This is a genomic window from Pseudomonas sp. MS19, from assembly GCF_013277615.1.
GTDB classification, from domain to species: domain Bacteria; phylum Pseudomonadota; class Gammaproteobacteria; order Pseudomonadales; family Pseudomonadaceae; genus Aquipseudomonas; species Aquipseudomonas marincola.
This window is the reverse complement of record NZ_VBTO01000005.1, coordinates 446,193-471,395: the sequence shown is the minus strand read 5'-3', so window position 1 is coordinate 471,395 and position 25,203 is coordinate 446,193. Positions and strand designations below refer to the sequence as shown.

General features: G+C 57.5%; 22 protein-coding genes. 4 read left to right on the top strand and 18 right to left on the bottom strand.

Annotated features, from left to right (window positions below):
• Nucleotides 1-3: 3 nt before the first annotated feature.
• The 11 genes from argR to FEZ62_RS04515 form a co-directional block, all read right to left on the bottom strand.
• Nucleotides 4-984, bottom strand: a complete 981-nt coding sequence (gene argR / locus FEZ62_RS04565; RefSeq protein ID WP_172926944.1) for a transcriptional regulator ArgR — start codon at nucleotides 982-984, stop codon at nucleotides 4-6.
• A gap of 213 nt (nucleotides 985-1,197) precedes the next feature.
• Complete coding sequence (locus tag FEZ62_RS04560) at nucleotides 1,198-1,962, bottom strand: ATP-binding cassette domain-containing protein (RefSeq protein WP_069900530.1); 765 nt, start codon at nucleotides 1,960-1,962, stop codon at nucleotides 1,198-1,200.
• Between the two features lie 25 nt (nucleotides 1,963-1,987).
• Complete coding sequence (locus tag FEZ62_RS04555) at nucleotides 1,988-3,100, bottom strand: succinylglutamate desuccinylase/aspartoacylase family protein (RefSeq protein WP_090515258.1); 1,113 nt, start codon at nucleotides 3,098-3,100, stop codon at nucleotides 1,988-1,990.
• A gap of 10 nt (nucleotides 3,101-3,110) precedes the next feature.
• Complete coding sequence (locus FEZ62_RS04550) at nucleotides 3,111-3,809, bottom strand: ABC transporter permease (protein ID WP_069900532.1); 699 nt, start codon at nucleotides 3,807-3,809, stop codon at nucleotides 3,111-3,113.
• A 16-nt stretch (nucleotides 3,810-3,825) separates the two neighbouring features.
• Nucleotides 3,826-4,515 carry an ABC transporter permease gene (locus FEZ62_RS04545; protein WP_069900533.1) on the bottom strand — a complete coding sequence of 230 codons (690 nt, stop codon included), beginning with the start codon at nucleotides 4,513-4,515 and terminating at the stop codon, nucleotides 3,826-3,828.
• A gap of 204 nt (nucleotides 4,516-4,719) precedes the next feature.
• Nucleotides 4,720-5,499: an ABC transporter substrate-binding protein gene (locus FEZ62_RS04540; protein WP_172926943.1), complete on the bottom strand. Its 780-nt coding sequence runs from the start codon at nucleotides 5,497-5,499 to the stop codon at nucleotides 4,720-4,722.
• A 520-nt stretch (nucleotides 5,500-6,019) separates the two neighbouring features.
• Nucleotides 6,020-7,981: an acetate--CoA ligase gene (gene acs / locus FEZ62_RS04535; protein WP_172926942.1), complete on the bottom strand. Its 1,962-nt coding sequence runs from the start codon at nucleotides 7,979-7,981 to the stop codon at nucleotides 6,020-6,022.
• Nucleotides 7,982-8,222: 241 nt separating this feature from the next.
• Complete coding sequence (gene dctM, locus FEZ62_RS04530) at nucleotides 8,223-9,506, bottom strand: C4-dicarboxylate TRAP transporter large permease protein DctM (RefSeq protein ID WP_090515263.1); 1,284 nt, start codon at nucleotides 9,504-9,506, stop codon at nucleotides 8,223-8,225.
• Nucleotides 9,506-10,126: a TRAP transporter small permease gene (locus FEZ62_RS04525; RefSeq protein ID WP_178115836.1), complete on the bottom strand. Its 621-nt coding sequence runs from the start codon at nucleotides 10,124-10,126 to the stop codon at nucleotides 9,506-9,508. The genes dctM and FEZ62_RS04525 overlap by 1 nt, the downstream gene beginning before the upstream one ends.
• A gap of 296 nt (nucleotides 10,127-10,422) precedes the next feature.
• Entirely contained in the window at nucleotides 10,423-11,430 is a 1,008-nt protein-coding gene (locus FEZ62_RS04520) for a DctP family TRAP transporter solute-binding subunit (RefSeq protein ID WP_172926940.1), read from the bottom strand.
• A 125-nt stretch (nucleotides 11,431-11,555) separates the two neighbouring features.
• On the bottom strand, nucleotides 11,556-12,491 hold the full coding sequence (locus FEZ62_RS04515; protein ID WP_069900425.1) for a LysR family transcriptional regulator: 936 nt from the start codon (nucleotides 12,489-12,491) through the stop codon (nucleotides 11,556-11,558).
• Between the two features lie 190 nt (nucleotides 12,492-12,681).
• Here FEZ62_RS04515 and FEZ62_RS04510 point away from each other — a divergent pair, with 190 nt between their 5' ends.
• Nucleotides 12,682-13,884 (top strand): CoA transferase, encoded by a 1,203-nt coding sequence (locus tag FEZ62_RS04510; RefSeq protein ID WP_090515269.1) that lies wholly within the window; start codon nucleotides 12,682-12,684, stop codon nucleotides 13,882-13,884.
• Nucleotides 13,885-13,893: 9 nt separating this feature from the next.
• The gene (locus FEZ62_RS04505; RefSeq protein WP_069900427.1) at nucleotides 13,894-14,826 is read left to right on the top strand and encodes a hydroxymethylglutaryl-CoA lyase; all 933 of its coding nucleotides are present in this window, start codon (nucleotides 13,894-13,896) and stop codon (nucleotides 14,824-14,826) included.
• A 239-nt stretch (nucleotides 14,827-15,065) separates the two neighbouring features.
• On the opposite strand, the gene FEZ62_RS04500 is transcribed toward FEZ62_RS04505, so the two are convergent.
• From FEZ62_RS04500 to FEZ62_RS04475, 6 genes are all read right to left on the bottom strand, one after another.
• Entirely contained in the window at nucleotides 15,066-16,070 is a 1,005-nt protein-coding gene (locus FEZ62_RS04500) for a TRAP transporter substrate-binding protein (RefSeq protein WP_172926939.1), read from the bottom strand.
• Between the two features lie 115 nt (nucleotides 16,071-16,185).
• On the bottom strand, nucleotides 16,186-17,010 hold the full coding sequence (locus tag FEZ62_RS04495; protein WP_172926938.1) for a CoA ester lyase: 825 nt from the start codon (nucleotides 17,008-17,010) through the stop codon (nucleotides 16,186-16,188).
• A 33-nt stretch (nucleotides 17,011-17,043) separates the two neighbouring features.
• On the bottom strand, nucleotides 17,044-18,249 hold the full coding sequence (locus FEZ62_RS04490) for a CaiB/BaiF CoA-transferase family protein (protein WP_172926937.1): 1,206 nt from the start codon (nucleotides 18,247-18,249) through the stop codon (nucleotides 17,044-17,046).
• A 57-nt stretch (nucleotides 18,250-18,306) separates the two neighbouring features.
• Nucleotides 18,307-19,656, bottom strand: coding sequence for an MmgE/PrpD family protein (locus FEZ62_RS04485; protein ID WP_172926936.1), 1,350 nt, complete (start codon nucleotides 19,654-19,656; stop codon nucleotides 18,307-18,309).
• 10 nt (nucleotides 19,657-19,666) lie between these two features.
• Entirely contained in the window at nucleotides 19,667-20,830 is a 1,164-nt protein-coding gene (locus tag FEZ62_RS04480; protein ID WP_172927081.1) for an acyl-CoA dehydrogenase family protein, read from the bottom strand.
• Between the two features lie 28 nt (nucleotides 20,831-20,858).
• Nucleotides 20,859-21,686, bottom strand: a complete 828-nt coding sequence (locus FEZ62_RS04475; protein ID WP_172926935.1) for a MaoC family dehydratase N-terminal domain-containing protein — start codon at nucleotides 21,684-21,686, stop codon at nucleotides 20,859-20,861.
• Nucleotides 21,687-21,836: 150 nt separating this feature from the next.
• Between FEZ62_RS04475 and FEZ62_RS04470 the strand changes: the two genes are divergently transcribed.
• A complete protein-coding gene (locus FEZ62_RS04470; protein WP_069900433.1) occupies nucleotides 21,837-22,745 on the top strand; it encodes a LysR family transcriptional regulator in 909 nt (302 codons plus the stop codon).
• A 367-nt stretch (nucleotides 22,746-23,112) separates the two neighbouring features.
• Entirely contained in the window at nucleotides 23,113-23,379 is a 267-nt protein-coding gene (locus tag FEZ62_RS04465) for an EF-hand domain-containing protein (RefSeq protein ID WP_150549693.1), read from the top strand.
• Between the two features lie 113 nt (nucleotides 23,380-23,492).
• On the opposite strand, the gene FEZ62_RS04460 is transcribed toward FEZ62_RS04465, so the two are convergent.
• Nucleotides 23,493-25,055 (bottom strand): sigma-54-dependent transcriptional regulator, encoded by a 1,563-nt coding sequence (locus tag FEZ62_RS04460; protein ID WP_090515287.1) that lies wholly within the window; start codon nucleotides 25,053-25,055, stop codon nucleotides 23,493-23,495.
• Nucleotides 25,056-25,203 lie beyond the last annotated feature (148 nt).

Below are 25,203 nucleotides of genomic sequence, written 5' to 3'. Positions count from 1 at the left end.
ATATCAGCTGCGCTCGTTTGGCGTTGAAGTCAGCTCGAATGGGCTGTTGTTGCGCCGCTGGTTGCGATCTTCACGCGGCGTTGCACCGAAGAAATTGCGGTAGGCGCTGGAGAAATGCGGGCCGGACGAGAAGCCACACGACAGGCCAATCTGGATGATCGACTTGCTGGTCTGCATCAGCAGCTGGCGCGCCTTGTTCAGGCGCAGCTCAAGGTAGTACTGGCTGGGAACGCGATTGAGGTACTGCTTGAAAATCCGCTCCAACTGACGCCTTGAGACGCACACGTGCTGGGCAATTTCGTCGGTGGTCAGCGGCTCTTCAATGTTTGCCTCCATCAACAAAACTGCCTGAGTCAGCTTGGGATGGCTTGAGCCAAGGCGATTTTGCAGCGGAATGCGCTGGCGCTCGCCGCCTTCACGAATACGCTCCACCACCAACTCTTCGCTCACCGCACCGGCAAGCTCGGCGCCGTGATCACGCGCCAGCAAGGCCAGCATCAGGTCGAGCACGGCCAGACCGCCGCATGCCGTCATGCGATCACGATCCCAGTCAAACAAGTGGCTGGTGGCGATGACCTTGGGATAGCGCTCGGAAAAATCATCCTGCCAGCGCCAATGCACCGAAGCGCGATAGCCGTCGAGCAAGCCCAGTTGCGCCAACGGATAAACCCCGGCCGCGATACCGCCAACCAGACACCCCGCACGCACCTGCTGTTTGAGTGCAGTGGAGAGCGTCATGTGCATGTTGGCAGGCGGCTCGTCGGCCAGCAGAAACAGCCGCTGGCAGCCTTCAAGTTTGCCCTGCCAGGGTTCACCCGGCATTTTCCAACTGTTCTCGGCCGGCGGTTCTGCCTGCAAAAAGCACAGTTCGTAGACAACCTCAGGGTGAACGCGCTGGGCCACGAGCAGCGCCTCCTCGGCCAGTGCCAAGGTCAGCGCTTTGGTGCTGGGCCAGATCAGGAAGCCAATTCGATGGGCATTCATTTAGGGCAGTTCGTGCTCTTAATCAGGGAAAAGCGCCGCCTTGGCGACGCCCGGAAAACTCAGCCAAACCTGCACAGGCAAACTGATGAGTTGCATAGTACTGCGTTACAAAACCTTAAGGCATTGATTTCGCACCATGTTAGGGCGCAAAATCCTGCCGGGTCTGTTCAATCCTAAGCGCTCCGTGCGAGTCGACTGTCTCCCTGATGCCACTTATTTAAGGCTACCGGAAAGAAACTGCTGGAGCCGCTCAGACTGCGGATTAACCAACACTTCGCGCGGATCACCCCGCTCCTCAACGACGCCCTTGTGCAGGAACACCAGCTGATTGGAGACTTCACGGGCGAAGCCCATTTCGTGAGTCACCACCACCATGGTGCGACCTTCCTGCGCGAGGTCTTGCATGACCTTGAGCACTTCGCCTACCAGCTCCGGATCAAGTGCCGAGGTTGGCTCATCGAACAGCATAACCTCAGGCTCCATTGCCAATGCACGGGCAATCGCGACACGCTGCTGCTCGCCGCCGGACATATGCGCCGGGTAAGCGTCTTTGCGGTGCGCCACGCCCACTTTATTGAGGTAATGCTCGGCCTTTTCCAGCGCCTCTTTCTTCGCCATGCCCAGTACGTGAACCGGCGCTTCGATAACGTTTTCCAGCGCGCTCATGTGCGACCACAGGTTGAAGTGCTGAAACACCATCGCCAGACGTGAACGCATGCGCTGCAACTGCTTGGGATCAGCCGCCTTGAGTGCACCGTCCTTGCTTGGAACCAGTTTCAGCTCTTCATTGTTGAGCAGGATTTTGCCGCCATACGGCTGCTCAAGCATGTTGATGCAACGCAGGAACGTACTCTTACCGGAACCGCTGGAACCGATGATGCTAATGACGTCGCCTGCCTTTGCCGCGAGCGAAACGCCCTTGAGCACTTCATGGCTGCCGTAGCGTTTGTGCAGATCTTGGACTTCCAGTTTGTACATGGTGTCGACTCTCGAATGCAGTGAATCAGTCGTTGAGCAAGCGGCCCTGACGGATAGATTGATGTCCGGCCACCTTGGCCAACCAGCGTCCAGGCTGCGCAAAACGCATGCGCTCTATCGCAAACAAAACCCCGGATGTGCCAGCACAAACAATCGTGCCGTTATCATCCAGCGGGTCCAGAACTTCGAATATCGGTGTACCGGCTTCGACGTATTCGCCGGCCTTGTGAAAGAAGCTGACCACGCCACAGTGCGGCGCAAACAGCAGCTCAGTGCCGCTGAATGGCACCGCATCGCAGCACGCTTGCGGCGCTTGAGGCCATTCACCACTGATCAGGCCCTGCTCGGCCAGAAACGCCAGAATCGCTTCAGCGTATTCCCGCGCCTTGTGCGCATCGGTGTTGTCCATGCCGCCCAGCTCAACGGTGGTCGACAGGCATGCCGGCGCAATGGCCGCCTCCGGGAAGCGCTGCGCCAGTCGCAACCAAGGCGCCGAGCAGGCTTCATCGAACGATGAGCCGCCGGAGTCTTCCGCCAGCAACACCGTACCCGCCTCAAGCCGCGCGGCCAGAGAGCGTAGCGCCGGCCACTGCTGCGGAATCCCGTAGAGGTGTACTGCAGCTTCAAAGTCGCAATGCAGATCGAGCATCACATCGGCGTCGCAGGCGTGGCGCAACAACAGCCGCTGCATGCCTTCCAGCGCCGATGCGGCGGGCTCAAGCGCATCCAGAACAGCGCGCATGCTGCTGCGGATTAGCGCCGTATTGGCCGCTTCATCGCTGCCCACGTGGCCCTGCAATGCCGGCCCGATCAACTCGGCCAGATCGGCAAAATCACGGTTGAAGTTCTTGCCGCTCGACAGTTCGAAACGGCCTTGATGCTGGCCCTGAACCATCTGTTCCAGGCCGATGGGATTGGCCACCGGCACCAGTTCGATGACGCCAAGCAAGCGCCCCTGCTCTTCAAGCTCACGCAGGCGGCGACGCAACTCGACCGCGACCCGCATGCCCGGCAACTCATCGGCGTGCAAAGAGGCCTGAATGTAAGCCTTGCGCTCGCCACTGCCATAACGCAGTACCGTCAGACGGCGCTCAGTGCCGGGCGTACTCCACGGCAATACATGATCAATACGCTGCATGCGTTACTCCTCAGGACTTGCGCGGGGCCATGTAGGCCAGCCAGCGCAATTCAGCGCGCTTGAACAGGCGCACCAGAATGAAGGTCAGGCAGAGGTAGAAAACACCTGCCGTGATAAACGCCTCGAACGGCAGGTAATACTGCGAGCTGACCGTGCGCGCTGCACCGGTGATATCAATCAGGGTCACGATCGATGCCAGACTTGTGGTGTGCAGCATCATGATCACTTCGTTGCTGTACTGCGGCAGCGCCCGGCGCAATGCCGAAGGCAGCAAGATGCGCTTGTACAGTTTGAACCGCGACATGCCCATGGCTTTGGCTGCTTCGATTTCACCGTGCGGCGTGGCCTTGAGGCTGCCCGCCAGAATCTCGGCGGTGTAGGCGCTGGTGTTGATGGCAAAGGCCAGGCAAGCACAGAACGTGGCGTTCGACAGATACGGCCAGAGCGCGGATTCACGCACCGACTCGAACTGCGCCAACCCGTAATAGATCAGGAACAGCTGCACCAGCATCGGCGTGCCGCGAATCACGTAGGTATACAGCCAGGCCGGGAAATTCAGCCAGACCGCCTTGGAAACTCGCATCAAGCCCAGCGGAATGGCCATCGCCAAACCCAGCGCCAGCGAGATCAGCAGCAGCTTGATGGTGACCAGTACACCGCCGAAGTACAGCGGCAAACTGTCGATAATGACGTTGTAATCGAAAATCATCAGTCGATCCTCCGGCTCACAGGTCAGCGGCTTTGGTGCCGACCGAGTAGCGTTTTTCGAGGAAGCGCAGCGCTAACAGCGACACACTCGTGAGCACCAGATACAGCCCGGCAACAGCCAGGTAAAAGGTGAATGGCTCACGCGTGGCGTCAGCAGCACTCTTGGCCTTGAACATCATGTCTTGCAGGCCAACCACAGAAATCAGCGCAGTCGCCTTGGTCAATACCAGCCAGTTATTGGTGAAACCGGGGATTGCAAAACGGATCATCTGCGGCACGAGGATTCTGAAAAACACCTTGGCCGAACTCATGCCATACGCCATGCCCGCCTCGGACTGGCCCTTGGGGATCGCCATGAATGCACCGCGAAAGGTTTCGGACAGATAAGCCCCGAAGATGAAGCCCATGGTGAAGACGCCGGCCATGAACGGATTGATGTCGATGTAATCCTCATAGCCAAACATTGGGGCCAGACGGTTGACCATGTCCTGGCCGCCGTAAAAGATCAGCAGAATCAAAACCAGATCAGGAATCCCGCGCACAACTGTCGCGTAGGTTTCGCCGAGGAATGCCAGCCACTTGATGGGCGATAACCGAAAGGCTGCGCCCACCAGCCCCAGAAACGTTGCGACTGCCATTGAAGTCAGCGCCAACACCAGGGTGAGCCAAGCTCCATCGAGAATGGTCGAACCATAGCCATTCAGCATGCTCTGATTACCTCAAGCAAGCGCCAGACGGCGCCAGAGAACGGTCGGATTGACTGGCAGTGAGGCCAATCAAACAAAATTCGGGTAGGTAGAAGTCAGCCGGCAAACACTGCAATTGTCACGCAGTGCTGGAAAATGCCGGCCTGACGGCACCGCATTGAATGGGCTGCGCGTGCAAACACTGAGCCCACTCATGCGTAACGCTTACTCGCCGTAAACGTTGAAATCGAAGTACTTGTCCTGCACTTCTTTGTACTTGCCGTTGGCACGAATGCCAGCGATTGCAGCAGTGATCTTGTCAGCCAGAGCGGTATCGCCCTTGCGCACGGCAATGCCCGCGCCTGCACCGAAGTACTTCTTCTCGTTGAAGTCCGGGCCTACCAACTCAAAGCCTTTACCGGCATCGGTCTTGAGGAAGCCGTCGTCAATGTTGACAGCGTCAGCCAGCGTGGCATCCAGACGGCCAGCAGTCAGGTCAAGGAAGATTTCGTTCTGCGAGCTGTAACGAACCACTTCAACACCGGCCGGGGCCAGTACGTCAGTTGCGTAACGGTCATAGATCGAGGCGCGCTGCACGCCTACTTTCTTGCCTTTGAGATCAGTCAACGGATCTTTGATCTCGGTGCCCGCTTTCATCGCCAGCTTGGCTGGGGTGTGGTAGTACTTTTTCGAGAAGTCGACCGACTTCAGACGGTCTTCGGTGATGGTCATCGAGGACAGTACAGCGTCGAACTTGCGAACTTTCAAAGCCGGGATCAGGCCGTCGAACTCTTGCTCGATCCACTTACACTTGACCTGCATCTCTTCACACAGGGCATTGCCGATGTCGTAGTCAAAACCGGTGATGTTGCCTTCCGGAGTTTTGAACGCAAACGGAGGGTAAGCCGCTTCAATACCAATGCGCAGTGTCTTAGCGTCTTCGGCCATGGCCATTGACGACAACACGGATAGCGCCAATGCGCCGAGAAGTGCAATCTTCTTCATCTTGTGACTCCTTCGTATGGGGGGCTTCGTTTGGCAGTGAATATGTGGCTTGTTTATCTGCATCCAGCCATGCATGAATTGTAGAGAGTCGCGACGCCTGTGCGCATTGCGCAGGCCATAAACGGCTCAAGCTGGGTGAGCGGCATTCTATCGGCAGGCCGAAAGTCGATATTTCCTCAATGCGACAAGTAATTACAAAAGGGTCTAGGCGCCCGCGAGGGCTTATTGACAGAAGCAGGCGAACGTGCTTCCAGAAACATCAAGCATAACCTATTAACAAGGCAACTATCACGCCAACATTCACAGACCGCAGTAATGATGCGGCCTATGCCTGCAAAATCATTTTAGAGCACGCCCCATATTGTCGCAAGCCGGGGCAAAGTGTTCCATTTTGGCCCACCCGTTTCAGGCCTTTGTTACCTAACAGCCGCCTAACTGCACGAGCTCAGTCCGAGCCAGGCAACCCCGGAAACAACAACGCCCGACTCAAGAGCCGGGCGTTGGTTTAATCAGGAGGTGATCAGGCGCAGGCGCTGGTCATTTCCTTGTGAGTGTCGATCAGGTGCTGAACAACACCCGGATCGGCAAGGGTCGAGATATCGCCCAGTGCGTCGTACTCACCGGTGGCGATTTTGCGCAGGATACGTCGCATGATCTTGCCGGAACGCGTTTTCGGCAGGCCTGGCGCCCACTGAATAACGTCTGGCGAAGCAATCGGACCAATCTCCTTACGCACCCAGTTCTTCAGCTCCTGACGCAATTGCTCGGTGGTTTCTTCGCCGCCGTTGAGCGTTACGTAAACGTAGATGCCCTGCCCTTTGATGTCGTGCGGCACGCCAACCACAGCGGCCTCGGCCACTTTCGGGTGCGCAACCATCGCGCTTTCGATTTCGGCGGTGCCCATGCGGTGGCCGGAAACGTTGAGAACATCATCCACGCGACCGGTAATCCAGTAGTAGCCGTCTTCGTCACGACGCGCGCCGTCACCGGTGAAGTACATGCCACGGAAGGTCTTGAAGTAGGTATCCACGAAACGATCATGGTCACCGTACAAGGTGCGAGCCTGACCCGGCCACGAATCGATGATGACCAGATTGCCCTCGGTCGCGCCGTCCAGCAGGTTGCCCAGGTTGTCGACCAGTGCCGGCTGCACACCAAAGAACGGACGCGTTGCCGAACCCGGTTTCAGCGCAGTAGCACCCGGCAATGGGCTGATCAGAATGCCGCCGGTTTCGGTTTGCCACCAGGTATCAACAATCGGGCAACGCTCTTTACCGACAGTGGTGTGGTACCAGTTCCAGGCTTCCGGATTGATCGGCTCACCGACCGAGCCCAGCAGGCGCAGGCTTGAACCGTCAGCACCTTCTACCGCAGCCGGGCCTTCGGCCATCATCGCGCGGATAGCGGTTGGCGCGGTGTAGAGGATATTGACCTTGTGCTTGTCGATGATTTTCGCCATGCGGGTGATGTCCGGATAGTTCGGCACACCTTCAAACAGTAGCGTGGTCGCGCCATTGGCCAGCGGGCCATAGACGATGTAGCTGTGACCAGTCACCCAGCCCACATCAGCGGTGCACCAGTAAATATCACCCGGTTTGTAATCGAATACACGCTCATGGGTCAGCGCGGCGTACACCAGATAACCACCAGTGGTGTGCTGCACGCCTTTCGGCTTACCGGTAGAACCCGAGGTGTAAAGAATGAACAGCGGCTCTTCGGCGCCCATCTCTTTTGGCGCGCAGTAGTTGCCGGCAACTTTCATCAGGTCTTCGTACCAGACGTCGCGATGCTGGTTCCACTTGATGTTGCCGCCCGTGCGCTTGCAGACAATGATCTTCTGCACGCTGGCAGTTTCAGGGTTGGTCAGCGCATCGTCGACGTTGGCTTTCAGCGCTACACGCTTGCCGCCGCGCAGGCCTTCGTCGGCAGTGATTACCACCTTGGATTTGCAGTCGATAATGCGACCGGCCAGTGCTTCCGGCGAGAAGCCACCGAAAACCACGGAGTGCACCGCGCCGATGCGGGTACAGGCCAGCATGGCCACAACCGCTTCCGGAATCATCGGCATATAGATGGTCACGACATCGCCGCGATGGATGTCCTGACCGCGCAAGGCGTTGGCAAATTTGCAGACCTGCTCGTGCAGCTCGCGGTAGGTAATGTTGCGTTGTTCGGAAGGATCGTCCCCTTCCCAGATGATTGCGACCTGATCGCCACGCTCTTCAAGATGGCGGTCCAGGCAGTTGGCGGACACGTTCAGTGTGCCGTCAGCGAACCACTTGATGTCTACGTGGTGATCGTCGAATGAAGTCTGTTTGACCTTGGTGAATGGCTTGATCCATTCGATGCGTTGGGCCTGCTCACGCCAGAAACCGTCTGGGTTGATCACCGACTGCTGGTACATGGCCTTATAGGTTGCTTCATCAGTCAGCGTGTTTTCCGCCACTTCCGGACGAACAGGATATAAAGACGCAGCGCTCATCAAAATCACCTCAATCTGAGAATGGATTAGTTATTTTTATATGCCCCATTGTGTGACCAACAGCCACACGGCAGGCCATTCGACCATGGTCTTAACGGACTTAGACCATGGTCGCGCCAGAGGTTTAATCATCAGAAAATTTTTGTAACGCAGGGCGCGTCACTCGCACAAGCAAAAATGACAACGCGGGCATGGTTTAGCCGGCCCGCGTTGTCATTTGCGCAAGTTGCTATTCAATGGGTCAATTCATGCCCAGCCAGTTTGGCAGCGCCATTGAAACAGCCGGAATATAGGTAATCACCATCAGGAAGCCGAGCAGCAGCATCAGCCACGGCCAGGCAGCGCGGATAACCTGAGTCAGCGGCATGCCGGTCACCGCCGAGGTCACGAACAGGTTCAGCCCCACCGGCGGGGTTATCAATCCGATCTCCATGTTCACCACCATGATGATGCCCAGATGGATCGGGTCGATGCCCAGCTCCACCGCAATCGGGAACAGGATCGGCGCCAGAATCAGGATGATCGCCGACGGCTCCATGAACGCCCCGGCTATCAGCAACACGATGTTCACCACCAGCAGGAACTGCCACGGTTGCAGGCCGGCTTCGATCACCCAGGCGGTGATGGTCTGCGGGATTTGCTCGGTGGTCAGTACGTGCGCAAACAGCATGGCGTTGGCAATGATGAACATCAGCATGATGGTCAGCTTGCCGGAGTCGAGCAGCACTTTCGGGCATTCGCGGAAGGTCAGGTCTTTATAGACGAACAGCGCGACAAAACCTGCGTACACCGCGGCTACGGCAGCAGCCTCGGTCGGGGTGAACATGCCCGAGTAGATCCCGCCGAGAATTACCACCATCAAAAGCAAGCCCCAGATGGCTTTGCGCGCAGCCGTGAGGAACTCGCGCACGGTGGCTCGCGGCTGTGCAGGCAGATTCATTTTGCGCGCGACGATGTAAATCGCCAGCATCAACGCAAGCCCCAGCAACAGACCCGGAATAACCCCGGCCATGAACAGCTTGCCGACCGATTGCTCGGTTGCAGCGGCGTAGACCACCATCACGATCGACGGCGGAATCAGAATGCCCAGCGTACCGGCGTTACAGACGATACCGGCGCCGAACGCTTGCGGATAACCTGAGCGCACCATGCCGGCAATCGCAATCGAGCCGACCGCGGCAACGGTGGCAGGCGATGAACCAGACAACGCGGCGAACAGCATGCACGCCATAACGGCCGAGATTGCCAGGCCGCCACGGATGTGGCCGACGCAGGCGTTGGCAAAGTCGATCAGGCGCTTGGCCACGCCGCCGGTGGTCATGAACGCGCCGGAAAGCAGGAAGAACGGAATCGCCAGCAGCGTGTAGTGCTCGGAGGTTTCAAACAGCTTGATGGCCAGCGAGCGGACCGAGTCCGGGCTGAACAACATAATCGTCACCGAGCCGGCGAGGCCCAGCGAAACCGCAATCGGCACACCGATGAACATCAGCACGAACAGCGCGGCAAAGAGGAACAGAATGGTCATTATTTTTGCGCCTCGTGTTCTTTCAGTTTCAGCGCATCGGCGGCTTCGTCAGCCAGGCCGAGGCCGGTCTGCTCGTTACGCAGTATTCGCACGAAGATTTCAAGGAAGCGGATAAATACCATCGCGTAGCCAAACGGTACGATGGCCGCGATGTGCCACTGTTTGATGCCGTAATGGCCGAGATCTTCTGCACCAATACCGGCTGTGAACAAGGCTTCAACCCAGTCAAAGCTGCCGACTGCGATCATGCCGGCGTAGGTCAGGCAGGCGATACAGGCAATGATTCCAATGCAACGCTGAATGGGCCGCGGCGCCAGTTTTACCAGCGCATCAACGCCAATATGGCCCGCGGTGCGCACACCGTAAGCCAGACCAAAAAAGATCAGCCAGGCAAACAGCGCTTTGGTCAGCGCAATGCTCCAGGTCATGGCCTGGGCCATGCCGAGAATATGATCGCCAATCGAAAACAGGCTCTCACTTGCACCTTGCCAGTGGTCTGCCCAGCTGTAGAACAAGGTGTAGAGGTTATTGAGGATCACGTAGGTAAACGTGACCAGAGTCATGGCACCCAACAGAAAGGCGATAAAGCCTTCCTCAAAATGATTCCATGCACGCAGCATAAAGCTCACGGGCCGATCTCCTGATTATCTTGTTATTGGTTTAAACCTTGGAAGCGCTGGGACTCTAACCCAGCAATCAAGGCCGCGACATTCACCATTGATAAATGCCGGATTCGTCACTGCCTAATGAGTGTTTACTGGCCCGGCAAAGCAGGCACAAGCAGCGAATAAAGCAGGCCCCGACCATAAACACAGCTTATTGAGCAGCCTGCGTGGGGCCATCAATAGCCTGCTATGTGTCGGCGCCTGTAAACAGGAAGACGACCGCTGCCGCAGCAACGGCCGTGAAGGTGCGTTTATTGCGCCTGGTTCGCGGCCTGAGCAGCCTCGATCACGTCAGCGCCGATATCAGCCTCAAACTTCTTCCACGCCGGGCGCACGGCATCACGCCACGCATCGCGTTGCTCAGGGGTCAGTTTGATCATCTCGACCTTGCCGGAAGCAATGATCGCTTGCTTGGCTTTCTCGTTAACGTCGGCCGCCTGCTTGTTCACCTCAGTGGTGACCTCGGCAACAATCTCTTCGAGCTGGCTGCGAATATCCGCGGGCAAGCTGTTCCAGAACTTGGTATTGGTGATCAGTACATAGTTGCCGATGGCATGATCGGATTCGATCATGTACTTCTGCACTTCAAAGAACTTCTGGCTGTAAATATTCGACCAGGGGTTGTCCTGGGCGTTGACCACACCGGTCTGCAGGCCCTGATAAATCTCAGCGAAAGACATCTTGCGCGGCACTGCACGCAAGGCGCTGTATTGTGCAGCTTGCAAATCCGAAGGCTGTACGCGGAACTTCAAACCACGCGCATCACTGGGCTTGATCAGCGCTTTATTGGCGGTCAGCTGGCGCATGCCATTGAGCCAGAAAGCCAGACCGGTAATGCCTTTGTCTTCCATCGACTTGAGCATTGCCTTGCCCTTGTCGGAGTTCTGGAAGCGTTGCGCTGCTGCCATGTCGTTGAACAGGAACATCATGTCGAACAACTGCAGTTGCTTGGTGTACTGCTCAAGCTTGGACGGCGCCGGCGCGAGCATTTGCACCTCGTTGAGCATCAGCGCTTCCATTTCCTTGCCGTCACCGTACAGCGAGGAGTTGGCGTAAACCTGAACCTCAACCTTGCCGGACAGGCGCTCGTCGACGAGCTTCTTGAACAGCAGCGCGCCTTGGCCTTTCGGCGTGTTATCAGCAGTGATGTGGGAAAATTTGATCAGAATTGGGTCTGCGGCCTGAGCAGCCACTGCGCCAAACAGGGCGATACCGGTGGCAAGACTGAGTAAGGCGCGACGGACAGACGGATACTTCATGGGGAGCTCCTATTATTTTTGTCTGAGCGTTGAAACGGCGAACACCCAGTAACAGGAACTCAGCGCTTCATCGACGGCTGGACTCTAACGCGCCGATAGCACAACTGAAATTCGCATTTGAGGAATCAAGCCTTCGGCATTGACGAAGGCAAAGCCAATTCGCCAGCGCGTGCCTCACTGCTGCTCAGATGTTCGAGCATTTGCCTGGCCGTGACTGAGAGCGCATCAACACTGCGTACGGCAATCTTCATTTCGCGCCGCGCCCAGTCATCACTGAGGTTCACCACCTGCACATTGAGCGCAGGCAAATAGGTGCGCACGGCAATCTCTGGCAACACACCAATGCCCATGCCGGTGTGGATCATCCTGCAGATCGCCTCAAAGCTGCGCACCTGAATACGCAGGCGCAGCGACACCCCAAGGTGATGCACCGAGTGCTGCAGCAAACTGTGCAGGGAGGCGTCTTGCTGCAAGCCAATAAAGTCATAACCGACCGCATCGCGCAGGGCCACGCAACCGCGCGACGCCAGTGGATGATCGCGCGGCGTGACCAGCACCAGCTGATCATGGCGATAGCTGAAAACCTGTAAATCTTCGGCCGGCACGTGGCCTGCGAAGATGCCGATGTCAGTCAGGCCCTCACGCACGGCGCGAATGGTTTCGCTGCTGACGCGTTCCTCAAGGTCGATTTTCACCTGCGGATGCAAGTGGGTGAACGTGCTCAAGTCTTCGGGCAGGAACTCAATCACGGCCGAGGTGTTGGCGTGAATTCGCACATGCCCTTTCACCCCGTCACTGAACTCGCTGAGGTCGGCATTCATTTGCTCGATGTTGTCCATCACATTGCGCGCATGGTGCAACAGCGCATGCCCGGCGGGCGTCAGCTCTACACCCTTGGGCTGTCGATAGAGCAAGGTGATACCCAGCTGGCTCTCGAGATCACTGACGCGTTTACTTACGGCAGCCAGGGCCAGATGCTCACGCTCGGCGGCTTTAGTCAGGCTGCGCTCATCGGCAATCGCAATAAAGATTTTCAGCGTTACAAAGTCGATACGGCGCATGGCAACGGCGCTCCTTATGCGTGGTTCGACAACGGCGTGCGGGCAAACACGCTGGTCTGATCGGGACAAGGCTCTCACAAAAGCACTTCGCGGGATACGAAGTCAGGCTTGTTGATTAATCAATTGTTCGAAGCTCGGAGCTGAGTAATTCTGCAGCCATAACGATAAGGCAACTCGGTTGAGGCACCCCATGACAGAATTGAATGTGAGTCCGATGGCGCTGCAAGGTTTGAAAGTGGTTGAGATGGGGCAACTGATCGCCGGTCCATTCGCCAGCAAACTGCTCGGCGAGTTTGGCGCACAAGTGATCAAGATCGAACCGCCTAAGGTCGGCGACCCTCTGCGAAAGTGGCGCAAAATCAAAGACGGCACCTCACTCTGGTGGCACGTGCAATCACGCAACAAACAGTCGCTCACGCTCAACCTTAAAGAGCCGGAAGGTCAGGACATCGTACGCAAGCTGATCAGCGAAGCGGATATTCTGATTGAGAACTTCCGCCCCGGCGCACTTGAAGGCTGGGGCCTTGGCTGGGAGCAGCTTTCGGCCATCAACCCCAAACTGATCATGCTGCGCATTTCAGGCTACGGCCAGACCGGCCCATACCGCGACTTGCCCGGTTTTGGCGTTATCGGCGAAGCCATGGGCGGGCTGCGGCATTTGTCGGGTTATCCGGGGCAAGCGCCAGTGCGCGTCGGCATCAGTATCGGCGATTCGCTGTCATCGCTGTACGGCGTTATCGGTATTTTGCTGGCCCTGCAAGAGCGTCAACGCAGCGGTCTGGGCCAATACATTGATGTGGCGCTGTACGAGTCGGTGTTCGCCATGATGGAAAGCCTGATCCCCGAATACGACGCCTTTGGCTATGTACGCGAACCCGCCGGCAGCGCCCTGCCCGGAATCACGCCATCCAACTCCTACCCGTGCAACGACGGCAGTTATGTGCTGATCGCAGGCAACGGCGACAGCATCTACAAGCGCTTGATGCTGCTGATTGAGCGTGCCGACCTCGCCAATGATCCGCGCCTTGAGCATAACGACGGACGCAGCGAACACGCCGCCATGATCGACGAGGCGATTGCTCAATGGACCTCCCAACGCAGCCGCCAGCAAGTGCTCGATGCACTCAATGAGGCCCGCGTTCCGGCCGGTTTCCCATACACCGCTGCCGACATCGTCAGCGACCCGCACTATCTCGCGCGCAACATGATCGAGACCGTGCAAACCGCCGCAGGCCCGTTAAAAGTCCCTGGCGTATTACCCAAATTAAGCCGCACACCGGGCCGCATCGGCACTGGCGGTCCGGCACTTGGCGAGCACACCGATGATGTATTGGCAGGCCTGGGCCTGACCGATGAGCAGCGTCAGGGCTTGCGCGAACGCGGCATTATTTAAGGAATCGTGATGACTAAGCGTCTGTATATCCAGGATGTAGCCACCCGTGATGGCTTCCAGATTGAACCCAACTTTGTGGCCACCGAAGACAAGATCGCGCTGATCGATTATCTCTCGCACACCGGCCTGGCCAAGGTTGAGGTCACCTCATTCACCTCGCCCAAGGCGATTCCCAACCTGCGTGATGCAGAAGAAGTGATGCGTGGCATTCAACGCGTGCCGGGCGTGGAATACACGGTATTGGTGCCTAACGTGCGCGGCTGCGAGCGCGCGCTGTCGTGTCAGGTTGATGAAATCAATCTGGTCATGTCCGCCAGCAACACGCACGGCTTGGCAAACCTGCGCATGACGCCCGAGCAGTCATTGCAACAGTTCAAGGAAATCATCGAGGTCACGCGTGGCAGCGGCGTGTTTATCAATGCCTCGCTGTCGACCACATTCGGCTGCCCGTTTGAGGGCGATGTTGCCGAGTCGCGGGTGTATGAGCTGATACAAAAACTCACCGACATCGGCGTTCAGGGCGTCACGCTGTGCGACACCACCGGCATAGCCGACCCGGCGCAAGTTGAGCGCATCAGCCGGGAAGCATTGTCCCGCTGGCCAGAAACCGTTTTCACCCTGCACTTCCACAACACCCGGGGCATGGGCCTGGCCAACGCAATCGCGGCACTGAATGCCGGCGTAGACCGCTTCGACGCCTCGCTTGGCGGCCTCGGCGGCTGCCCCTACGCGCCAGGTGCCAGCGGCAATATTTGTACGGAAGATCTGGTGCACATGTTCCAGCGCATGGGCTTCGACACCGGCGTCGACCTCGATGCCCTGCTCGCCGCCGCAGCCACCCTGCCGGAATTACTGGGCCACGATGTGCCCGGCGCGATCCTCAAAGCCGGAAAGTCTGACCGCCGCTATCCCAAGCCGAAGTGGATGGAAAACGCCAGCTAAGTAAGGCACTTGCGAACGCAATACTGCAAAGCGCCAACAGAGCCCGTGTTGGCGCGCCGTTTACTGTGCAGGCGGTAATTATGACCGGCCGGGCAACAGTCCTTTGCAGGTGCTAGCGCCTTGGGTGATTTACAGTTCGGATTTAACACGCACACAACTATCCGGGCGCTGCGTTTCATACGCATGAAAAAGGCTGGCAGAGGTGATCTGCCAGCCTTTTTCATGTTTGGGCGAAATCCTTACTGCCCGTTTGAAGCCTCAGCCGCTTGAATCAAGTCGGCACCAATCTGGCCTTCGAACTTCTGCCACACCGGCTTCATCGCCACTCGCCATTCAGCCCGTTGCTCAGGCGTCAGGGTGATGACCTCAGTGGTGCCAGAGTCGATAATTTCCTGCTTGGCGCGCTCATTCAAATCACTGGCTTGTTTGTTCACCGCTACGGTCACTTCCCCCATGATTTCATCGAGCTGGGTACGAATATCAGCAGGCAAATCGTTCCAGAATTTGGTGTTGGTGATCACCATGTAATCGATAAGACCGTGATCCGACTCGGTCATGTATTTCTGTACTTCGTTGACCTTCTGACTGGTGTAGTTGGACCAGGTGTTTTCAGTGCCGTTGACTACACCGGTTTGCAGGCCTTGATAGACCTCGGCAAAACTCATCTTGCGTGGGTTGGCTCTAACCGCCTTGAACTGCTCTTCAAGCACAGCGGATGCTTGCACGCGGAACTTCAGCCCGCGTGCATCACCGGGCACACGCAGCGGTTTGTTGGCCGAGAGTTGCTTGGTGCCGTTGTGCCAATAGGCCAAACCGGTAATGTTCTTGCTTTCCATCGACTTCAGCAGGCCTTTACCTTCCGGGCTGCTTTGAAAGCGATCGGCGGCAGCCAGGTTGTCGAACAGAAAGGGTAAATCAAAAATTTGAATGGGCTTGGAGTACTGCTCGAATTTGGCCAGAGATGGCGCCAGCATTTGCACATCGCCCAATAAGAGCGCCTCCATCTCTTTACCGTCGCCGTACAAGGACGAGTTTGGATAAACCTGAACCTGGACTTTGCCCGGCAGGCGCTCTTCCACCAGCTTTTTGAACAGCAAAGCGCCCTGACCCTTTGGCGTACTGTCCGCCACGACATGCGAGAATTTGATAATGATCGGGTCAGCCGCCTGAGCAAGCCCAGACATGACGACCGATGCCGACAATGAAACAACGCATAGCAGCGCCTTAGCAGGAAATTTATACATGGTCTTGCCTCTTATTTTTGTCATGGAAGAAACCGTTGTCTCAGTCGCCGAATACGATTAGTCGCTGAGACAGAACCCAAGCCAGCAACGCTTGGGCCCGATAAATTTTCAGGGGTTAGATTTTGATACCGGCGCGCTCAAGCAACCGCCTGGCATGACCCAGAACAGGTGCATCGACCATCTGGCCATCGACCACAAACACACCCGCGCCCTGCTCTGCGCCACTCATGACGCGCTGCGCCCAAGCCAGCGCATCGGCATCCGGCATGAGTGCTTGGTGCACTACCGCCACTTGCGTGGGGTGAATGCACAGCACGCCACCAAAGCCCATATCGCTGGCGTCCCGAGCAACGCGAGCCAAGCCTGCTTGGTCATTAATGGCCGGAAACACGGTATCCAGCGGTGGCGCCAACTGCGCAAGGCGTGAGTGCAATAAAATCGCATATCGCGCCTGATCAAGAATTCTGCCTCCGGCGGCAGTTGCAGAGTCCAAACCCAAGTCGAGTCCCAAATCCAGGCCGCCAAACGACAAGCGCTCAACGCCGTGTGCACGGGCGATTTCGGGCAGTGCGTATAAGCCTGCAGCGCTTTCAATAATCGGCCAGACTGGTTTATTGCACGCTTGCACACGAGCAACTTGGTCTGCGCTTTCAACCTTGGGCAGCAGCACACCGATGACGCCATCATGCCGTGCGCAAAGGGCTATATCCGCCGCATGAGCGCAATGGTTCGGCGCATTGATACGCACCAGAACTCGTGCATCAGGCTGGCTGCTCAAAAACGCACTCAGGTTTTCCCGCGCTTGCTCCTTTAGACTTTCCTCTACCGCATCTTCAAGGTCGACAATTACCGCGTCAGCGCCAACCGCAAGCGCTTTGGGAATACGCTCCGGACGCGAAGCGGGTACAAATAAGGCTGTGCGAACAGTACGAAGGCTCATGGTTTTCTATCCTTTCTATCGCTCAAGCGCAGGTCAAACCGCACCCTGCTCACGCAGTTGTTTAATGGCGGCCGGGTTCAGGCCCAGCTCTGCAAGCACGCTGTCGGTGTGTTGGCCGAGCCCTGGCACGCCATCCATACGTGGCGAGAAGGCGTTGTTGCGGCCGGGCGGGAGCAAGGCTGGCAACAGGCCAGCGGGGCTTTCCACCTGAGTCCAGCGCTCCCGGGCCTTGAGTTGCGGGTGCTGCCAGACACCAGCCATGTCGTTGACGTGGGCATTGGCAATTTGCGCGCTGTCGAGCCGCTCAATCACTTGCTCAGCGCTGAGTGCCGCGAAGCTTGCAACAATGATTGCGCGCAATTCAGCGCGGTTCTCGGAGCGCTTAAAGTTCGCTGAAAATCGTGCGTCGTCCGCCAGTTCGGGTTGCAACAGCACCTTGTCGCAAAACGCCCGCCACTCACGTTCGTTCTGCAAACCCAGCATCACAGTGCCGCCATCGCCCGCGGGAAAAGGTCCATACGGGTAAATGGTTGAGTGCGCGGCACCGGCACGTGGCGGCGGCGCAGCGCCTTCGTAGGCGTAATACATGGGATAGCCCATCCACTCGACCAGGCTTTCTAACATCGACACATCCACCCGGCTGCCAACCCCGGTTTTGCCGCGCAGCATCAGCGCCGACAGCACACCGGTATAGGCATACATACCGGCCGCAATGTCGGCAATCGAACAGCCGGCCTTGGCCATCTGCTCTTCGCCCGCATCCCCGGTTACAGAAAGAAAACCGCCCTCGCTCTGAATCAGCAGGTCGTAGGCTTTCTTTTGCTCATACGGGCCGCCTTCGCCATAACCTGAAATGTCACACACGATCAACTGCGGAAACCGCTCATGCAACGCCTCGAACGACAAGCCCATACGCGCCGCAGCGCCTGGCGCGAGGTTCTGTACCAGCACATCAGCCGTGGCCAGTAACGCCTCGAGCACCTCGCTCGCACGCTGTTGTTTCAGGTCCAGGGTCAGGCTTTCTTTGGAGCGATTGGTCCACACAAAATGCGAGGCCAGGCCACCTACGCGCTCGTCGTAGTTGCGCGCAAAATCGCCGGTTTGCGGGCGCTCGACCTTGATTACCCGAGCCCCCAGATCCGCCAATTGACGCGTACAAAACGGGGCGGCGATCGCATGCTCAAGGCTGACAACGGTGATGCCGTCTAACGGACGTGGCGCATTATTCGATGTATTCATTGCATAACTCTCATGTCAGTTGGCGAGCGCCAGAGAAGCGCAGTCGCCGTCATCCGGTTAGATAAGGCTGTGCACCTCAGGGCGCTGATGCAGTTGCCACACCTGTGAAATCAACGCATCAACTGGTGCACCCTCAAGCGCGCCCGAGAACGCCAACAGGCTCCGGAACTTTTCTTCCAGCTCAGGGCGAGACAAGGTATTGCCAGGATCACCCTTGGGCTCATCAATAGCGCCTTGCAACCGGCGGCCATCGACTGTGAGCACCTCAACCCGGCCCAGCCAGCGCTGCGGATAGGCAGCGTCTACCTGCGCATCCAGCTGCATCTGCACCTTGTCGCGAAAACGCGCTACACGCGGATCATCCAGCGCGAACTGCTCAAACTCAGGCAGCCCGGCCTTACCGTGCACGGCAATCAAACCCAGCACGGTGCCCATCGAGAACTTGGCCTGATGCACGCTCTGCGGCACATCTACGCGCCCCAGCACATCAATGGCGCCCTGATGCACATGGGTGGTGACGCGTTCGATGTGCTCGTGGCTGAGCCCTTCGCGCTGCATCAGTCCCAGCAATGCATCGGCTGCCGGATGGGTGTGGCGGCAGGAGGCGTGGAACTTGAACGACGTTTCAAGCAGCGCCCAGCGGCTGCCGAGTCGATCGGACAATTTTTGCGGTTGAGCATCACTCGACATGCCGGCAGCCATGCCCTGCTCGCCCTCAAGGATATTGCGTGCTCCGGTCAGACCATCGGCAGTTAGGTAGGCTGCCAGCAATCCATCCGCTGCGGCCTTGGCGGTATGCAGTTGTTTGGAGTCGGCGGCGTCACGCAAGAACTCCCACAATCCAGCCGCCTGCGTGCCAGCCGAGCCCAGTACGTTAATAAATTGCGCCGCATCAAAATTACGCAATTTACCGACCGCCACAGCGGCTGCGAACGTCCCGACGGTGGCCGTGGTGTGGAAAACCCGGTAGTGCGAACGCCCAAGAAACTCGCCAATGCGAATTCCCGCTTCATACCCTGCGACGGCTGCCAGCAACAACTCGCGCCCTGTGCAACCCAGGTCTTGTGCGGCGGCCAAAGCGGCCGGAAACACCACCGTTGCCGGGTGCAATACCGAGCTGTTGTGCAGATCATCTTGCTCGACCAAATGCGAAGACGCGCCGTTGACCAAGGCCGCGAAATAAGCGCTTGTAGAGCGGCCATTAACGATGATTTTGGCCGGACCGGCTGCCGGCCCCATAAGTTCGGCGTAGCGCTCAAACAACGGAATCGGGTGACTGCCCTGACTGGCAAGCGCCGAACCCAACCAGTCCAGAAATAACTCCTGGGTGCGCGACACCACGGCATCGCTCAAGTGCTCATAACGCAAATCAGCCAGGAACCCGGCAAGCTGCTCAGTGTGAGTCATGGTCCGGGCCTCAGAATGAACGCGGCAAGTCGAGCAAGTGCTCGGACACGTACGACAGAATCAAGTTGGTTGAGATCGGCGCAACCTGGTACAAGCGAGTCTCGCGGAACTTGCGTTCAATGTCGTATTCACAGGCGAAACCAAACCCGCCGTGGGTTTGCATACAGGCGTTGGCGGCTTCCCAGGATGCCTTGGCCGCAAGATATTTCGCCATATTGGCGCTGGCGCCGGCATTGATGCCTGAGTCATATTCCTCGCAAGCGCGCCAGCGCATCAGATCCGCCGCTTCAACTTCAATATGGGCCTCAGCGATCGGGAACTGCACACCTTGGTTCTGGCCGATTGGCCGCCCAAACACCTCGCGTTCACGGGCATATTGGCTGGCCTTTTCGATAAACCAACGGCCATCCCCGATACATTCGGCAGCGATCAATGTGCGCTCAGCATTCAAGCCATCAAGGATGTACTTGAAGCCCTTGCCCTCTTCCCCGATCAAGCTGCTTGCCGGCAACTCCAGATTGTCAAAGAACAGCTCGTTGGTTTCATGGTTAACCATGTTGGCTATCGGCTGAACTGTCAGACCGTTGCCAATCGCCTCACGCAGGTCTACCAGGAAAATCGACATGCCTTCCGACTTGCGCTTAACCTCGGCAAGCGCAGTGGTGCGCGCCAGTAAGATCATCAGATCTGAGTGCTGCACACGCGAGATCCAGACCTTCTGGCCGTTGATCACATACTTGTCGCCCTGCTTAACCGCAGTGGTTTTAATCTTGGTGGTGTCGGTGCCCGTGGTGGGTTCGGTGACGGCCATCGATTGCAGGCGCAGTTCGCCCGCCGCAATTTTCGGCAGATAGAAGCTTTTCTGCTCCTCGCTACCATGACGCAGCAAGGTGAACATGTTGTACATCTGCCCGTGAACCGTGCCTGAGTTGCCCCCGCAGCGGTTTACTTCTTCGAGGATGATCGACGCTTCTGCTAAACCCAACCCTGAGCCGCCATATTCGGTTGGAATCATTGCCGCTAACCAACCGGCATCCGTCAGTGCTTTAACGAAGGCCTCGGGGAAGCCTTTTTCTTCATCAACCTTGCGCCAGTACGCAGCATCAAATTCGGCGCACAAGGCTTGTACACCTTCACGGATGGCATTGAATTCAGGGTTATTATTAGGATTCATCATCGGTATCTCGTATTGGCCAGAGTTATCAATCAAAGTGAACTTCGCTGCGCTGGGCTAAACCCGACTCGTTGCCGGCCCACAGTTGAGCGGTGCCGGCAGCAGAGATATGCCCGCCCACCTCAAACGCTTGCGGTGCGACTAAAGGCCGTAAGCCTCGATAAGAGAAGTGGCGCAATTGCACATCAGGGTTGGCCCGGCAAAATGCGCGCAAAGTCAGGGTTGCGATCAGCGGGCCATGCACCACCAGCCCGGCATAACCTTCCGTCTCGGTGACATAGGGCCAGTCGTAATGAATGCGGTGGCCATTGAATGTCACGGCGCTGTAGCGAAATAACAGGGTGGGTGTTGGCGTAACGACTTCCCGCCACTGACCTGCAATAAGGGGTTGGCTGCTCGCGGTTTTTGCCGGGTTTGGCTCGCGATAGACGATGTCCTGTTCTTCACGAATCATCAGCTCACCCTCTTGCAAGCAGTCATGCTGAACCGTGACAAACAGCAGTGCACCGGTGCTGCCGTGCTTCTCTTCGATGTGGGTGATGGTCGAGACGCGGCTGGCTTCAAGCCCCACGCGCAAAGGCTTACGGAAGTCGATCCGTCCGCCTGCCCACATGCGATTGCGATTCTCGGCAGGCGGTAAAAACCCACCTCGGGCCGGGTGCCCGTCCGCGCCTAAGCCTTCCTCTGCAACCGGCTCCTGAAAAAATGCCCAATGCCACAGTGGCGGCAATGGCTCACCGTGAGCAGGCGTCGGCTCACCCAGAGTTGCTGCGATGCGCATAACCAGATTGCGGCTTAATTGATCGTGAACCTCTTCGGTGCGGCCGATCCAGGCAGATAGTGAGGCGTCAGTCATGAGTTATATCCAGCTGCGTTCTTGATGTAGCTCAAGCATGCAAGCTGGACGGCGTACTGTGAATTTGCATTTTAATGAAGCAGCGTTCGGCTATGATGAACGCCATAGCCAGATGAATTCCCCTCAAAGCAACTATCGCCAGAGGCCTCCATGCACTTCGATTTACCCGACCTGCGCTTGTTTATTCATATTGCTGAGTCGCCCAGCCTGACGCAGGGTGCCCGCCGTGCATTCCTCTCGCCAGCCGCTGCCAGTGCCCGAATAAAAGCCCTGGAGGCACAACTCGGCAGCCGTCTGCTGTATCGCGACAGCCGTGGTGTGGAGCTGACTCCCGCCGGTCAGCGGTTACTGCAGCATGCTCGCCTTATCATGCGGCAAGTCGACTATCTGAAAACTGAGTTCGCCGATTACGGCACCGACTCGGCAGGGCATATTCGAATATTCGCCAACACAACCGCGGTAACGGAGTTTTTGCCCGAAATCCTCGCAGGCTTTTTGGCAGAGCGACCAGGCGTCACCATTGATCTGCAGGAAAGGCTCAGCCGCGATATTGTGCGCGGCGTGCTTGATGGCTCGACCGACATGGGCATCATTGCCGGACCGGTAGCTGCCAGTGGCCTGCAGGTATTGCACTTCAGCACCGACCGACTGCTACTGGCGGTTCCTAAGCAGCATCCGCTGGCGGGCCGTAAAAATATCACCCTCAACGATACGCTGGAGTATCAGCACATTGGCTTGCGTGAAGGCAGCACGCTGCTGAGCTTTCTGCGTGAGCAGGTCGAAACGCTCGGCAAGAAATTGTCACTGCGAATACAAGTGTCCAGCTTCGAGGCGATTTGCCGCATGGTAGAAGCCGGTGTTGGTATCGGCATCATCCCGGAGTCCGCCGCGCAGCGTCACAGCCGCACCATGCAAATCGAAACCATTGAATTGGACGAGCCATGGGCCATCCGTGAGCGGAGTATTCTGGTACGCGATCTCGAAGCCTTACCGGGCAGCGTGAGAGCCCTGGTCGCAACATTGCGCCCGGAGACTGCGGCACTTCAATCAGATCAATAGCGGGCAAACGGCTGAGTCTGCCGGGTGAAATCCCAGGCAAAAAAAAGCGATCCAAAGGACCGCTTGGGAGCTCCCAAAATGGGAGTGGAATAAACGCATGATCTGCTCACCTCGCAGTAAACAGACTCAACAACCGGACCACGCAAGATCTGGTAGGCCGAGTGTGCGGCGCACAGTCCGGGCTGACTATTACACCAAGGTCTTACAACGAGGTGGTCGTTCGTCAACATCGCGCACGAATTCAACGCAGAAATGGCTCTAGCGCGGGCATTTACACCTTCTTTACAGATATTTACCCTGCCCTGACAGCCAATGCGCGCCGCCGCTGGCACACTCTGTTTCCTCATTCACGCACTTAGGAAACCTCATGAAACGCACTACTTTGGCTGTTCTGTTTGCAATCGCTGCGACCGTTCTGGTGGCTGGCTGCTCAGGCCCCAAGCACAAAGGAGGCGGCCGTCCAGACCCTGCCACGATGATTGAGCGGATGGACGCCAACGGTGACGGCAAGCTGTCGCAGTCAGAGGTCAAGGGCCCGCTGGCCGAGCACTTCAGCGATGTGGACAGCAACAAAGACGGCGTTCTCTCGCTTGATGAACTGCAGAACATGCCCAAGCCACAGGGTCGCCCTTAATTCGCTCTGACATCACGCATCGGCAGTAGCGTGCGCCAATATGGCGTGACGCTACTGCCGCAGTTTTAGCTCAGCCCGCATACACCGTGTGCGCTACTCCGACTACTGCGCTTTCAGGGCTGAGCATCTTTACCAATGTTGTAGGCACGTAACTTGTTGGCGATGGTGGTGTGCGAAACGCCCAAGCGCTTGCCCAGTTGACGACTGCTCGGGTGTTCGTCGAACAGGCGTTCAAGTACGGCTTTCTCGAAGCGTCCGACGATATCGTCCAGCGCACCTTCAAGTGAGAAATCACCCATCGGCTGCGGCGCGCCGTAGTCGGGTAAACGTATGTGCGTGGCCTTGACCGAAGCGCCATCACACAGCGATACGGCCTGAAACAACACGTTCTCCAACTGCCGCACATTGCCCGGCCAGTGGTAATGCTTGAGACGCTCCAGCGCCTGAGCTTCGATCACAGGCAGTGCGCAACCGATCTGCCGGCTGGCCTGATCGAGAAAGTGCTCAACCAACGGCACCAGCCCGTCCAGGCACTCGCGCAACGGCGGAATGTGCAAACTGAGTACGTTGAGCCGATGATACAGATCCTGACGAAACTCGCCCTTGGCGCACAACTCGGACAAGTCGACCTGAGTTGCACAAATCACCCGCACATCCAGGTAAACCTCCTCATCACTGCCGACTCGGCGAAAGCAGCCATCCTGCAAAAAACGCAGTAACTTGGCCTGCAGGCGCGGGCTCATTTCACCGACACCATCGAGGAACAATGTGCCGCCTGCGGTCAGTTCCAGCAGGCCCAACTTGCCCTCCGGGCGCGCCCCTTCAAACGCTCCCGGCCCGTAACCAAACAACTCGGTTTCAGCCATCGACTCAGGCAAGCCGGCACAGTTGAGCGCCATAAACGGCGACTGGCCACGCGGGCTGGCAACGTGACAAGCACGCGCCAAAAGCTCCTTGCCGGTACCGGTTTCGCCTTCTATCAATAGCGGCGCATCCAACGGGGCCATCCGCCGCGCCTCACGCACCACCGCCGCCATGACTTTCGAGCTTTGGAAAATGCTGTCAAAGCCGCGCAGCTCTTGCTTGCGCACGTTGTAAATGCGCTCACCGACCCGGTCAGCCCGATGCAGGGTCAACACCGCGCCCGCCAGCGCCTCACTTTCATCATGCTCGGATTGCAGCGGAGCGATATCGGCGAGGAATACATCGCCTTTGACCTTGACCCGCAGGCCATTGATACGCGACTTATTGGCCCGTACCAACTCAGGCAGATCGAAGTCTTCGGCATAGCGCGACAACGGAATACCCGGCACTTCATCCACGCGCACACCGAGCAATTGCGCCGCCGCACGATTCGCCGCGACGATGGAGCCGCCCATGTCGATAGACAACACCGGAAACTCCAGCGCGGCGAGCAATGCATTGAGTTCGAGATGGCGGCGTTCGCTGGGCATCAGGCCCACACGTTTAACGCCGAACACGCCGCCGATGGCCTCGAACTTCGGGCGCATGGACTGAAACTGCAGGTTTATCAGATTAGGGCAATGCAGGTAGATGGCATTGCCCTGCTCCCCGCCCACCTCGCCGCGCGCGACGTTGATGCCGTACTCGACCAGCAGATTGAGAATGTCACGCAGGATGCCAATTCGATTTTGGCAGTGAACTTTGATTCGCATGAAGGCGCTCTACACAGTCTTATTATGCGCCACAGCCACTAAAAATCGCGGGCTGCGACAGAATTTTCGTCAAGAATATGTGACAGCTTAGCCTTCACACAAGAAGGCATCGCGCGCCTCAGCCAATACCGTAACTATTTCTTTACAA